Below are 13,280 nucleotides of genomic sequence, written 5' to 3'. Positions count from 1 at the left end.
GAATCGAGAATACACCACTCGTTCTGTTTGAGAGCGTATATACTGTTTTTAGAATCAATAATTTAAATGCAGTGGAAAATATGAAAGAACTCATTGTTCATACAGTTACGGTGTTTATGGGCTTCTTTGCCATCATGAACCCTATCGCCAATATTCCCATCTTTTTGAGTTTAACTGCTGATGAAGATAAAGAAACCATCCGTTCCATTGCGCTCCGCTCAGTCTTTATTGCATTTATTATCATCGCGATATTTTCGATTGCCGGTAAGTTAATTTTTGATTTGTTTGGTATCACGCTTTATGCATTGCGAATAACAGGCGGTATTTTGGTGTTTTTGATAGGTTTTAACATGCTTCAAGGTGATTCGACGCATCAGAAAACCAAAGAGAAGGCGTATTCACCAGCTCAGCAACGGGCTGCATTGAGTATTGCAGTGTCTCCACTGGCGATGCCAATATTAGCTGGGCCTGGAACGATTGCTACCGCGATGAACTTTGCGACAGCGGGTGGTTTCGATCAAACCATTATTACTATCGTTTCTTTCGCTGTCCTTTGTGTGATCACCTATGTACTGTTTTTGTTTGGAGACAAATTGGTCAAAGCGGTTGGGCCAAGTGCTCTAAATGTTGTGACGAAAATGATGGGCTTAATTCTAGCGGTTATTGGTACTCAAATGTTCATTGATGGCGCGGGCGAAGCCTATAAAACGGTTTTCTCCTAGATTTCTCTTAGGCATTGCCACCTTGGTTCAACCCGCAATTACATTTCTAACGGGTACGGATTTTTTGAACTTTAGTTTTCATTTTCTAAGAGAGAAATAAATAGACTTCACCTATTTCAATAATAAGAATATTCAATTGTTGTGATTGCACGAATTTCATTACTCTTTTGGCAAGGAGAATGGGGGAAATATGGCAACAAAAGCAATTGTAGTAGAAGGTGGCGCGATGCGAGGCGTCTTCGCAAGCGGAGTGTTAGATGCGTTTTTAGAGCAGAGTTATAAACCGTTTGATTTTGCAATCGGTGTATCTGCTGGTGCATCAAATTTGATTGGGTATTTGACCGACTACCCGCATCGCAGTATTAACATCATTACTAAGCTGGCCACAAGCAAACGCTTTTTTGACCCGACTCGCTTCGTTAAAGGTGGGGACCTCATCGATGTGAAGTGGTTGTTTGAAGAATCTAATCGCTTGTATCCCGTCGATGAAAATAAACTGTTTAATGGCGTTCCTTTTCTCGCAGCGACAACAAATGTAGATACAGGGCAGGCAGATTACTATCGCGTGACACGTGATAATTTTCACCATGCGATTGAAGCGACAACAGCATTACCGATTGCCTACAAGCATACCCCTTGTTTTTCTGGCGGTTGTTATACCGATGGTGGGGTCGCTGATTCTATCCCAGTGCGTGAGGCTTATCGTCGAGGGGCTCGCGACATAACTGTAGTACTCTCTCACCCGCTGAATTATGCCAAAAAGCCAGTTAAGACCACATGGCTGATGAAGAAACTGTTTGCGGAGCACCCCAAAATGGCGGATGCGATGTTAAGACGTGCAGATAACTATAATCAATCATTAGAGTTTATTCGTAACCCTCCACCAGGAACACATGTTAGGGTGATTGCCCCACCAGATAATTTTCATGTTCAGCGCTTATCAATGCGACAATCCGTTTTACTAGAAGGGTATAAAATGGGGCTGATTGAGGGGCGAGCGCATCTCACTAGTTTATCTGGTGTTCATGGTTTAGACCGGGAAAGCTGTCATTTTTGCGTTTGATTATAAAAGAGCCTCATAGTGAGGCTCTTTTTACTTAACGTTCAAAGGGTGATTTAGTTGACTTTATCCCAAGCCATCTCCCAGTGTGAACCTATTCCAGGCTCGTAATGGTTTGCGCTTTCTTTCCACTGCATACAGTAACCAGAGTATGGGAAAGGTTTACATTGATAAATGCCCCCGTCGCTGGCAAGCACTTTTGTGCCCGCAGTGTAGCTAGATAGTCCTTCAGGGAAGACAAAATCGTACTCACCAGATGGTGGTGGAGTAACTGACTCTTCTTTTAAGTGAAAGTCGAGTGTTTGCTGATCCACCAAGTTGCCATCTTTGTCCTTAATACGTGTCACGAGCATATGGTGACCCGGCTCTGATTTACTTAAAGCGAGCGATATCGCCTCTACAGAGCCGTCTTTCATTTCGTTTGCCCAACTTGCAAGTGGTTCGCGATGGTGATTGTAAACGGTGAGTTCTGCATTTAAATCGCCTTCAGAAGTTAGTGTCAGATCCAACGTTGTCGGTGTTGACTCAATGATATACTCGTCTGCTAAGCCATCTACTGTGAGTGAGTATTCTGGAACAGGAGTTTCAATGTTATAGCCGATCTCTACTCGCTCAAGGCCGCTATTTGCTTGCAGATACACCGGATTAGTACCATAAACAGGAGTGAATTTATCCTCTGCATACTGCCCGGCTTGCAGTTTTGCTTGTTCTTGGTTTAGCTTAGTCGCGAGTGCGTAAGACCAGTTTTTCGCTTGGCCCATTGCAGCATCGGTAATTTCTAGTTCAGTTCTATACGCCACGTTTTCACCTGCTTGATCAAATACGCGTGTATAAACCGAATCCCCAATATTTAAATCCATTGTAGGAATAATTTGACCGCCTTGCTTCCAATCTGGAATAACGGGACTGCCACCATCAAATTTCACATCGATCACGTTATAAAATGAGGCTGCAGTGTCGCCAACATCCCATACTGCCAGGATGACATGGTATCCCTCGCGAGTAGGCACATTACATTGATGGCTTACCTGTTTCGGGGGTTGAACCATATTGCCGTCGACGACACAGAAAGGAGTTAGATCAAAAGAGTCTCGTGATAGTGAAGCGTTTGGGTTCCAATCAGGCTTGGTGATGTAATATTTCCAGTCGCGCGTCACGTGGTTAGCGGTAAATGTCCATTCAAAAGTTTGTGTACCTGCTTGAATAGGGCGTTTTACCCAACGGTCGGCAGTTTGCTCATCAAGGGCAGCTGCTAAAGCGGTTTCGGCACTCGCTATTTTACCATCGCGAGGCCCTGTTTCGGGAAAGCCATCAGGGCCTTCAACGCTTTGCGGTTCATATTGAATCGCACCGCAGTTATTATTTTTTTCGTTAGTATCTGGCGTTGGATACTTACATAGTGCCGAGCGACTTGCAGCGACACCACCATTGGTTTCTGATACATAACCGTGAGCCGCAGCACCTGAGCTAATGCTTGCAAGTGCTAACGCGAGTACGGATTTGGTTGGAAATGATTTCATCACATGTCCTCTGTTATGGCTGACAAACTAATGTCACACCCCGGCGCATGCTGAGCATAAAGCAACGCTACAGAAATTGGACTTCTGTAACACTGCGTCATGGTAACCCCGCTATCATGAGCATTCTTTTAGATTTTTAAATGCTGACAGACCGGAAGCTTTGCGTCCCACCCTTTCGAATGGTTTGCCGAAATGTGATTGAGCAGCCAAAATTTAGCTTAAGAATTTACATGTGGAAAAGTAAACGTCACTGACATGGAATCCTGTTCTCAAATTGAAAGATAACGATATCTTAATCTCGTCAATATTATGCAGTATCGTCTTGCAAGGTATTGATTTTAATTTTGTTTTTATCTTTTTTATAACCATGACGAATGAGTGGAGGTTTGTTGGGGATAAGTGAAGAGGAATCGTGCTAAAGGTGAAAGAAGTTCTGTCTAAAGGGCGGAGTGTACCGCCCTCTGAATGGTGTTATTTCGGCATGATGACAGTGTCAATCACGTGAATGACACCGTTTTTAGCTTTCACATCGGTTGCAATGACATTTGCATCGTTAACCATGACTTTATCGCCCATGGTTTTAATCATCACATCTTGCCCCTGAACCGTAGTCGCTTTGTCTAGCTTAACAACATCGGCAGCCATCACTTTCCCTGGGACGACGTGATAAGTCAAAACAGATACTAACTTGTCTTTATTTTCCGGCATTAAGAGCATGTCGACTGTGCCGTCTGGCAGTTTTGCAAAAGCGTCATCCGTTGGTGCAAAAACAGTAAATGGGCCTTCCCCTTTGAGAGTGTCAACCAAGCCCGCTGCTTTCACCGCAGCAACAAGCGTATTGAAAGAGCCGTTTTCAGCGGCAACGTCGACAATATCGGCTTTCATCATGCCATGCTCATGAGCCTTGACGGGAAGCATAAAAGATAATGTCGCCATCAGTGTAGCCGCGATAACTAAGATACGTTTGAACATAGTGTGTTCCTTACTAGTTGAGGGTACAACGGGTTCCCTGGAGTGTTTGCATTTGTACGCATTGTCATTGAAAGATGATCATCGCGTCCTACTTTCTTTTGAGGGTCTAACATGTCGCGCAAGAATTCGTCTGCCTTCTTGTTTCACATCGGCTCGTTTCCGCCACGTCCATAAGCGCTCTCTTGCTGCCTTAGCTGCGTTGTCTGGTGCGATAATAGGTGCAAGGTAACGGCTATCTGGCTGCAATTGATACATGACAGCTTCCATTTGGGTCATTGTCCAGGGCTCGAATAAAAGAGGGGGAGGAACCATTTGTAACTCAGGTACCCACTTGTAGATGAACGTACCGTTAGGATCATGTTCTTGGGCTTGCTTGATCGGATTATAAATACGGATTGTGTTAGTCCCGGTTACTCCTGCTTGCATTTGGAATTGTGGGTAATGAATTCCGGGCTCAAAGTCGAGAAACAGTTGCGCTAAATGCGTTACACCTACTCGCCAATTCATGTTCATGTGGTGAGTAAGAAAGCTAACCAGCATGGCACGCATGCGAAAGTTAATGTAACCAGTGTGGTGCAAACAGCGCATGCAGGCATCAATCAAAGGTACGCCAGTATGCCCGGATTTCCATGCTGCTAACTTTTCTTCATCGAAAGTACTACTTTGTCTAATCAATGGTTCGTAAGCCCGATTAACGCAGTAAAACTCCATGTCGTATTCCGATTCGAATTTTTGGATGAAGTGACAGTGCCAATGAAGCCGTGAAGACAATGCAATTAAGCTGCGACGAAACCCAGCGACTTGCCAGTGTTTCAAAAGGTATTGATAAACTTCACGCAAGGATATGTTACCCCAAGCGAGATATGGAGAAAGTCGAGTACAGGCTGTGCGTGAGGCTGTGGGACTAGAAATGCTTCGATAGTAATCACGACCTCGACGATGAAAAAAATCCTCTAGTGTTTTCCAAGCGAGCCGGCTTCCTCCCGTTTGCATTCCTTTGCATTTTGATAGCCAGGATGATGGTGGCGAAAACGAACAGCCGAGAGCTTCTGCATCCAATGAATGCAATAAGTCGGTTTGGAGCTCAATAGGGCTTATTGAGGCTCTCATGACAGAGTCCCAATGTTTGTCCCAACCTTGCCGGTTTTTTGCACCTCTGATAACAGCACCGTGTTCGAACTCAAACCAGTCGATGTTCTGCTTATATAGCCAAGCGGCAACTTGTTTGTCGCGCTCAAAGGTGCAGTTGAGTCCTATTTCTTGGTGAGAAAAAACAGCGTTGATTTGATATTGCGTTTGAATTGATTGAAAACATGCTAAGGCATCGTCAAACAGCACCGTGATTCGATGCCCATATGCTTTGAGCGTCTCATCCATGTCTTGCAGTGATTGCCAAACAAATCGCCAGTGGCGCTCAGAATAGTGTGGGTTGTTCAATAGCAATGGTTCAACAATATACAAAAGCACAGTTGGGTGCTTTGTTGATAATGCTTGAGTTAGTGGTTGATGGTCAGTCAGCCTTAAATCTCGCTTTAACCACACGACATTGATTGTTTGCATCGGAATCCTCTTTGTTTCCGATGTTGTACGCAAGTAAACCGAAGAAATCTCATCCAATGATCGGTTTTATTCCACAAAACGTAGAGGTAACTTTTAGGGAGGTGACACATGGCAATAGCATTGAGTAAGTTACAAAAATACTTCTATGTAGACAAATTGGTCATTCATTCGCTTGATCTCGCATTGTACCAGGCATCTGTCGTGATTGATGGAGAAGCGCAATTTATCACTGATGACAACGGTATCTTTTTGAGGGCTCATTCCCTGATCGAGATGCAAAAGAAGTGCAGGAATATCAAAGCAAATAAGCAGGTTCTAGTGCATCAAAGTGCTTATGATGAAATGGTGGGGCTACCCGAAGGCAAAAGAGACAATCAACTAGAGGTATTGGTGAGGGATACAAAATTGTATTGAAAGAGTATTGGTGCGCAGTAAAAGCGAGCCACCTTACGGCAGCTCGCTAAATATAAGGAGAGTTGGGCTTAGTCTTGTTTACGCTGCGCTTCTTTTTGCGCGTACTTAGCGGCACGTCGGGCTTCTCTTTGCTTGGCACTTTCACCACCAACATGCTGCTCGCCTCGCTGCTCTGCAAGAACAATTTGTTTTTCACGCTCGCGGAATCGAGCAATTTGTTCTTCTGAGTGTGTGCCGTGACATTTTGGACAGCTCACGCCTTGCTCGAACAATTCTGACTGTTTGTCTTCTTCAGTGATCGGTAGACGACAAGCGTTACATAAATCGTAATCTGCTTTTTCTAGCTGGTGGTTCACGGCAACACGACCGTCAAATACGTAACAATCGCCTTCCCACATGCTCTCTTCTTGAGGAACTTCTTCAAGATATTTAAGAATGCCTCCTTCTAGGTGGTAGACCTCATCAAAGCCCTGTTCTTTCATGTAAGCCGTTGATTTTTCGCAGCGGATACCACCGGTACAGAACATCGCAACTTTCTTGTGTTTTGCCGGGTCCATGTTTTCTTTTACATAGTCTGGGAATTCACGAAAGGTTTCAGTATTTGGGTTTACAGCGCCTTTGAATGTCCCGATCTCGATTTCGTAATCATTACGTGTATCGACAACAAACACTTCAGGATCAGCAATAAGATCGTTCCACTCTTGAGGTTTCACGTAAGTACCCACTACGTGGCGAGGGTCTATACCTTCAACACCTAATGTTACGATCTCTTTTTTCAGTTTCACTTTGGTGCGATTGAATGGCTGGGTCTCAGAATACGACTCTTTGTATACGGTGCCAGTCAAACGAGGTTCGTTGTTTAGCCACTCCAGTAGCGTATCAATACCTGCACGCTCAGATGCAACAGTACCGTTGATACCTTCACTTGCCAGTAGTAATGTCCCGCGAATATGGTGTTTTTCCATCAACGCAAGTAATGGCTCGCGTAGCTCTTGATAGTTATTCAGCTCAACAAACTTGTACAGCGCACAAACTACATACTGACTCATGAGGTTTCCTTTAAAAATACAGGTGGTCAACGACCTTAAAATTTTAGCGGCACGAAGTATACCTGACTAAACTAGTCGGAAATACGGACAAATTATACGGATATTATGAGTAGGCGGGGCCTGGCGGTCTTTGATAGGGGGTGCATGTCCGCAGGTGAAGCCGCTATGTGTTCAAATTATAAGCATTAATTATAGTGGGTTAGGTAGGTTGGAGCCGATACTTTTGGTTTAAATTTATGCTGTTTTGGGCCCTTCAAAAAAGTTAGGCGCAAGAAGCACCAAGTAATCACCGGAGTCATTGACAAGGAAAGGACATGTCGCAGTTTTATACATGAGGTGGTGAGGGATAAAGGTTTAGGGACAAAGAGTGAATGACTGATCGCCATTGTTCATAAACCGCTATAAACGCCTTTTCATCAAATACTAAAAAGGCGTATTTCTAACGTCTGTCCTGCTTATTTCAACGCAGCTGCGGTCTGTTTACCCATGGCAATGAGCCTGTCGAGAATGCGTTCACCGTCGGCACGCAAACCGTTGTGCTCGTACTCGTTGGTGATCCACGCTTTTGAATTTGGGATTAACGCGAGCGTCTCTCGGCTGATATCCATTTCAACAAACATATCATCGGCGTAAACGGCGCAACTGACAGGCACTTTATTTTGAGCCAGTTGAGTTTGATCGTACAGCGCAGCCCAATCGTCTTTCGCGGCCAATATTTCTGCGGCGTCTTTTAGTGGTTTGAGGTTGACGTATTGGTCGAACATCCACGGGAAGACCATTTCCCCCGTAAAGTAAAATGGCTGGCCAGGTTCATAATTAAACTCTGGTCGGGTTTGGCGAACACGGTGCGCACTCCAATTCGACGCAAAGCCTTGGCAGTAAATCGATTCATGCAAAATGGCGTAGATCGGGTTGGTTTGGAAGTTTTGCTGCGCCAACATATCGTTTAAGAACTCATAGCGAAGTTGTGGTTTGCCGTCCACTTCAATCAACGCGCTTTCTAGCCAATAGTAAGTTGGTAAGAAAGTATCACTCACACCAAAGTTGATGCCGATTTGTTGAAATTGTTCCACCGTGAAGCGTTGACCATTTGGTAGGTACTCTTCATTTTCTAGCAAGTGATTCGCAATGTTTTGGCAAAGTTGCTGTGCATTGGGAAATTGTTGGAAGAACGCTTGGTTTTTCTCCATAGTGCGTTTGAAAGTGGCTTCATACACATCGTCGGCATGACGCGAGACTGATGGCACGCCACCTGTGATGTAGCTTTGTAGCAAGCTGTCTGGGAACAAAGACAAATAGGTGAGGGAGCAAAACCCACCAAAGCTTTGACCTAAGATCGCCCATTTTTCGACGCCAAATTGCTTACGAATGTACTCCGCGTCGCGCACGATGTTATCCGCTCGGAAGTGGCTCAAGTAGTCTGCTTGTTGCTCTGGCGTGAGGTGAGTAAGCGTCTGGTGATTAATCACTGAACTATTGCCCGTACCGCGCTGGTCGAGAAGCAAAACTCGGTACTCTTGCAGCGCGCGTTTTACCCAGCCGCTATTGCCGTTTTGACGCGGAGAGGGAAAGCCAGGCCCGCCCTGAAAGTAAACCAACCAAGGTTTGGTCGATTCTTCATCGCCAACTAGGCAAACCGCACGGGCGAAGACTTCAATGGTGCCTTTGCTCGCGTCTTGGTAATCCAGAGGAACGGTAAAACTGTGGGGAGTGTAAAGCAATCCTGCGTCGATAAATGATTGAGCGTTCATTGTTATCTTTATTTCCTTATTGAGGGGTAGCGCTACTTTACTGCGAATGGCATGAAGAACCAATGCTATTTCCCAATCGCCTCTTCAGTTCTATACCTTGGTCAAATCAATGTAAGTTCAAGAAAATGAAACGATTAGCGACTGGTGCAACTGGTTGAGTGAGCTATGCTCAATAGAGTTGCGACAAAGTAAGAGCATGGAGGAAGTCGGATGAAAGTGTCACTGGCTCGATGGACAATTGTGACTTGTTTAATAAGCGTACCTACTTTTGCCGTTGTTACGCCCAACCCACCTCAGTTACAGGCAAAAGGCTACGTATTAATGGACTTTCAATCCGGTGCCATTATTGCCGAGTATAACGGGCGAGCAGGCCTTGCTCCGGCGAGTTTAACCAAGTTGATGACCGCTTATGTAGTTGGACAAGAAATCAAAGCGGGGCGTTTGAAATGGGATGATGTTGTCACCGTGAGCGAAAACGCGTGGTCGGCCAAGTTTCCCGGTTCTTCTAAAATGTTCATCAAACCGAAAGATGAAATTAGTGTTGCGAACTTAATGCGCGGCGTGATCATCCAATCAGGAAATGACGCGTGCGTTGCACTGGCTGAGCATGTTGCAGGCAGTGAACGCGGCTTTGTTGCCTTGATGAATGGTTGGGCGGAGAAATTAGGACTGCAAGACACCTATTTTGTGAACTCCCATGGTCTTGATAGTGATGGCATCCAAACCTCACCAACCGATATGGCAAAACTCATGCAGTCGATCATCAGCGATGTTCCTGATGTGTACGCGCTATACAGTGAGAAAGTCTTCAAGTGGAACGACATTACGCAGTACAACCGCAATAAGTTGTTATGGGATAATTCCATTGATGTCGACGGGGGCAAAACCGGCTACACCAGCAATGCCGGATACAGCTTGGTGAGCTCGGCCAAAGAAGGAAGAATGCGCCTTATCTCGGTGGTGATGGGTACGCCAAGTAAACAGGCTAGGATCAGCCAATCGAAGAATCTACTCAGCTATGGTTTTCGCTTTTATGACACCAAGCAAGTTGCTAAACAGGGGGAAGTTGAGTCTAAAGTTCGCGTTTGGAAGGGAAATGCTAATCAAGTTGAAGCGCTCTTTGCTAAAGATGCCTATCTCACTCTACCTCGTTCAATGACGGCTGGGCTTGATAAGAGTGTGGTGTTAAATGAACCGTTGATTGCGCCGATCGCGCAAGGAGATGAGATTGGTAAGGTCGTTTGGAAAAGCGATGACAGTACCGTGGCGAGTTATCCCTTGGTCAGCAGCCAAGCGGTAGAAGAGGGCTCGTGGTTCGGTCAGCTTTGGGACAGTCTGGTGCTGTGGGTGAAATCGTTCTTTAACTAGAATAAAAACGAGCAGAAGTGTCTTTCTGCATTCTTTTGTTGATGGCCGCCCAGCTAAACGCTGGGCGGTGTCTTTTTTAACGGTTTATTCCGACAAGGTGATGATTGGTAAATCGTCCCAAATCTTACTTTCATCCGATGCGCCACCGGAGAAGTTCCAAGGGCCTTTGTCTTGTTCTAGCGGACGGTAAGTTGCCGAAAGGCCGTCTAAGTCCCAAGTCGTGACATAGAAGCGGATACCATCGAGCGAATCTGGGCGGCCTAGTGCATCGCTAGCAAAGTCCATCGAAATGGTGTTGTTGGCTTTGTCTACCGTGACCATTGGTGCTGGCGTTACGGCTTCTCCCCATGTCGTCGCATTTGCTCCTTTGGTGTTGTAAATCGAGCTTTGCCAGCCAAAAACAACCGCATTGCGACTCCAGGTTCCGCTTGGCATAGAAGCGTTGATCTTCGGTAGCTCAGACAAGTTGGTTGCGGCTTCTTCAGGTAAATCAATGAAGATGGTGAAACCTACGTGGTCGAAGCCGTTTGGTGGTAACCAAGTGTCGGTGATTTTGTCCATAGTGAAGGTCAAACGTACGTTACTGCCAACGGTAAACACTTCTGCTTTATTGATTGCGAGTTGGCTGTTGTCTTTGTCGAACGTTGGATCAGTTGGTAGCGAGTAGTTACCATTAGGGCCGCCCATGCCGTCTTGTGCATCGCCTGCATCATCAATGGTGTCATCCGGTGTGTTTGACCAGCTTAGGTTGGAGACAAAATTCACGTCCTCGATGCCTGCTTTTTTCTCGGTGGAGTAAATCGCGAAGCGGTGTTGCTGTTCGCCAATTGCAAAGTGACGAGTCGACAGCGTGACGCTAAACTGACCATCAGCGCCTACAGTAATGGTTTGTGCTGTTTCCAAGTTACCATCGACGACAAGGTTCAACTTCTCGTTGGCGTTCGCACTACCCGCGATAACAATATCACCAGTGATGGTTTTTCCTTCCCAATCTTGCGCTAGTTGGATGTTGAGGTCTGGCGTATCTACAGATTGATTGCTGCTTGTTTTTGAGTAAATCACTGCAGACTTGGCTGGTAGCTCTAGGGTTACATGACCGTTTTCATCGGCGACTAACTGCTCTGGAGCGTCTGCCCAGTTCGACATGATTTGCTGTTTGAAGACGGTACCGCCCGCTTGCTCTACATCGAGTTGGTTCATCAACATCGGCGAGTTGGATGTGTTCATGACCACCAAGACTTCGTCGGTATCCAACGTTCGGGTAAAGGCGAACACGCCCGCGCCCGCTTTGTCGCTGCCAATCACCTTCATTTCGCCACGTGTCATGACTTTGTTTTCAGTGCGTAGCTTGGCAAGTTCTTGAATAAACAAGTACATCTCACTGTTTTGGTCGAACGAGTCTACGTAGTTGCCATCTTCACGGTACCCTCCGGCGAACATAGCATCGCGCGCCGCTGACATCGCCTGTTCTGTACCTTGGTAAATCACAGGAATACCCGGTACGCTCATCATGGTGATCAATGCTTGTTTCATGTCATTCACGCTACCTTGCGACAGAAAGCGCGGCATGTCGTGGTTATCAATGAAGTTCGGCATGATGTATGGATTCGGGAACATCTCCATCATTTTCTCAAGACGGAAACGTAAATAGTCGGTCGGTTGCCCTGCTGCAAATACGCGCGTCATGGTCGCTTGCAATGGGAAGTTCAGTACCGAGGTTAGCTGTTTCGGTGAGCCATTTTCACCGATGTAAGTCAGCATCTTCTCTTCGCCTTCGGTGTGGTATGGCGTCGATGTTTCGAATACTTCACCAAAAGTGAGGAAGTTGTCACGACCGGTATCAACCGCTTGCGTCATCACACCATCGTCGGCGTGTAGGAAGTCATTCCAGAAATCATGTTCAACAAACTTCACCGTATCGATACGGAATCCGTCGACGCCGACTTCGCGAATCCATTTTCGGTAGCTCTCTTTTAGATAAGCGCGTACTTCAGGATCGGACGTATTAAGGTCATCCAAATCAGAGAGTTGCCAGGTTTTTTCTTGTACCAGATCGTTGTGGTCGGTGATGGTTGGCGTCCAGTGGTAACTACCTGTGCCGTCTGTTTTACACTCGTTCATGTTGAGCGGGTATGGCAGTTCTTGCCCGGCGGGTAGCGCATTTTTTATCAAACGGAAGCCTTGGCAAGGTAGGCTTGGATCATAACTGTAAGGATCATCGTAGGTGAAGAAGTTGCCTACATGGTTGGTCACGATGTCCTGAATTAAGAACATGTTACGCGCATGCACTTCGCGTGCTAACGCTTGGTAGCTTTCCATGTCACCAAAGTGTTCATCCACTTTTTGGAAATCGCGCGCCCAGTACCCGTGGTAGCCGCCGTAGTTTTGCTCTGCATCCCACCATTGGTTAGCAACTGGCGGAGTAATCCAGATCGATGTGGCACCGAGATCTTCGATGTAGCTTAACTTATCGCTCACACCAACGAGGTCGCCGCCGCTGAATTTTTTATCCGACGTCGGATCGAATTCGTTTTGCCCTTGATCATTGAGAGCGCTGTCGCCGTCGTTAAAACGGTCGATCATCAGGAAGTAAATGATTTGATCTTGCCAATCAGGAGATGCCACGTGGCTGCCTGTATCGACTGGTGTGGTTTCGTCGCTTCCACAGCCAGAAAGAGCAAGAGCGATCGCTAAAGGAAGTATTTTTATTTTATTCATTGGGTTAGGTAGAGTTTCAAACACAGTTTTTGCCTCCGTTATGCAGCAATGCAGAAACGATAAAGCAAAGGTTTGAAATTGAGAGTGTCATTTCACGCCAAAAAAGACGTGAAATGATGTCACGAAGAGACGATTTTGATCTGACC

Annotated in this window: 10 protein-coding genes and 1 riboswitch; of the genes, 4 read left to right on the top strand and 6 right to left on the bottom strand. The window is 46.0% G+C overall.

Annotated features, from left to right (window positions below; genetic code table 11):
• The first annotated feature begins 80 nt into the window (after positions 1-80).
• On the top strand, positions 81-722 hold the full coding sequence (locus R7D93_RS02775) for a MarC family protein (protein WP_005374889.1): 642 nt from the start codon (positions 81-83) through the stop codon (positions 720-722).
• 190 nt (positions 723-912) lie between these two features.
• Positions 913-1,785, top strand: a complete 873-nt coding sequence (locus tag R7D93_RS02770; protein WP_225495680.1) for a patatin family protein — start codon at positions 913-915, stop codon at positions 1,783-1,785.
• A gap of 53 nt (positions 1,786-1,838) precedes the next feature.
• On the opposite strand, the gene gbpA is transcribed toward R7D93_RS02770, so the two are convergent.
• The 3 genes from gbpA to R7D93_RS02755 form a co-directional block, all read right to left on the bottom strand.
• Positions 1,839-3,302, bottom strand: a complete 1,464-nt coding sequence (gene gbpA, locus R7D93_RS02765; protein ID WP_213893244.1) for an N-acetylglucosamine-binding protein GbpA — start codon at positions 3,300-3,302, stop codon at positions 1,839-1,841.
• 98 nt (positions 3,303-3,400) lie between these two features.
• Positions 3,401-3,501, bottom strand: a riboswitch (cyclic di-GMP riboswitch).
• Positions 3,502-3,773: 272 nt separating this feature from the next.
• A complete protein-coding gene (locus R7D93_RS02760; protein ID WP_005384595.1) occupies positions 3,774-4,274 on the bottom strand; it encodes a fasciclin domain-containing protein in 501 nt (166 codons plus the stop codon).
• Positions 4,275-4,352: 78 nt separating this feature from the next.
• Entirely contained in the window at positions 4,353-5,834 is a 1,482-nt protein-coding gene (locus tag R7D93_RS02755) for a cryptochrome/deoxyribodipyrimidine photo-lyase family protein (RefSeq protein WP_213893245.1), read from the bottom strand.
• A 108-nt stretch (positions 5,835-5,942) separates the two neighbouring features.
• Here R7D93_RS02755 and R7D93_RS02750 point away from each other — a divergent pair, with 108 nt between their 5' ends.
• Complete coding sequence (locus tag R7D93_RS02750) at positions 5,943-6,248, top strand: DUF6482 family protein (protein WP_017634442.1); 306 nt, start codon at positions 5,943-5,945, stop codon at positions 6,246-6,248.
• Between the two features lie 68 nt (positions 6,249-6,316).
• On the opposite strand, the gene R7D93_RS02745 is transcribed toward R7D93_RS02750, so the two are convergent.
• Together R7D93_RS02745 and R7D93_RS02740 are read right to left on the bottom strand one after the other, a co-directional pair.
• Positions 6,317-7,297: a rhodanese-related sulfurtransferase gene (locus R7D93_RS02745; RefSeq protein WP_213893246.1), complete on the bottom strand. Its 981-nt coding sequence runs from the start codon at positions 7,295-7,297 to the stop codon at positions 6,317-6,319.
• Positions 7,298-7,752: 455 nt separating this feature from the next.
• The gene (locus R7D93_RS02740; protein WP_225495678.1) at positions 7,753-9,048 is read right to left on the bottom strand and encodes an alpha/beta fold hydrolase; all 1,296 of its coding nucleotides are present in this window, start codon (positions 9,046-9,048) and stop codon (positions 7,753-7,755) included.
• Positions 9,049-9,258: 210 nt separating this feature from the next.
• On the opposite strand from R7D93_RS02740, the gene R7D93_RS02735 reads away from it, so the two are divergent.
• On the top strand, positions 9,259-10,416 hold the full coding sequence (locus R7D93_RS02735) for a D-alanyl-D-alanine carboxypeptidase family protein (protein ID WP_213893248.1): 1,158 nt from the start codon (positions 9,259-9,261) through the stop codon (positions 10,414-10,416).
• 84 nt (positions 10,417-10,500) lie between these two features.
• Here the strand turns inward: R7D93_RS02735 and R7D93_RS02730 are convergent, their stop codons facing one another.
• On the bottom strand, positions 10,501-13,158 hold the full coding sequence (locus R7D93_RS02730; protein WP_213893249.1) for an alpha-amylase family glycosyl hydrolase: 2,658 nt from the start codon (positions 13,156-13,158) through the stop codon (positions 10,501-10,503).
• Between the last annotated feature and the right edge of the window lie 122 nt (positions 13,159-13,280).

It is taken from the genome of Vibrio sp. YT-15 (assembly GCF_033337445.1).
GTDB classification, from domain to species: domain Bacteria; phylum Pseudomonadota; class Gammaproteobacteria; order Enterobacterales; family Vibrionaceae; genus Vibrio; species Vibrio alginolyticus.
This window is presented reverse-complemented; position numbering and strand designations above follow the sequence as displayed.

Excerpts from the sequence above, each read along its gene's own strand:
- R7D93_RS02775 (WP_005374889.1), top strand. The coding sequence starts at position 81 with ATGAAAGAACTCATTGTTCATACAGTTACGGTGTTTATGGGCTTCTTT.
- R7D93_RS02770 (WP_225495680.1), top strand. The coding sequence starts at position 913 with ATGGCAACAAAAGCAATTGTAGTAGAAGGTGGCGCGATGCGAGGCGTC.
- gbpA (WP_213893244.1), bottom strand. The coding sequence starts at position 3,302 with ATGAAATCATTTCCAACCAAATCCGTACTCGCGTTAGCACTTGCAAGC.
- R7D93_RS02760 (WP_005384595.1), bottom strand. The coding sequence starts at position 4,274 with ATGTTCAAACGTATCTTAGTTATCGCGGCTACACTGATGGCGACATTA.
- R7D93_RS02755 (WP_213893245.1), bottom strand. The coding sequence starts at position 5,834 with ATGCAAACAATCAATGTCGTGTGGTTAAAGCGAGATTTAAGGCTGACT.
- R7D93_RS02750 (WP_017634442.1), top strand. The coding sequence starts at position 5,943 with ATGGCAATAGCATTGAGTAAGTTACAAAAATACTTCTATGTAGACAAA.
- R7D93_RS02745 (WP_213893246.1), bottom strand. The coding sequence starts at position 7,297 with ATGAGTCAGTATGTAGTTTGTGCGCTGTACAAGTTTGTTGAGCTGAAT.
- R7D93_RS02740 (WP_225495678.1), bottom strand. The coding sequence starts at position 9,048 with ATGAACGCTCAATCATTTATCGACGCAGGATTGCTTTACACTCCCCAC.
- R7D93_RS02735 (WP_213893248.1), top strand. The coding sequence starts at position 9,259 with ATGAAAGTGTCACTGGCTCGATGGACAATTGTGACTTGTTTAATAAGC.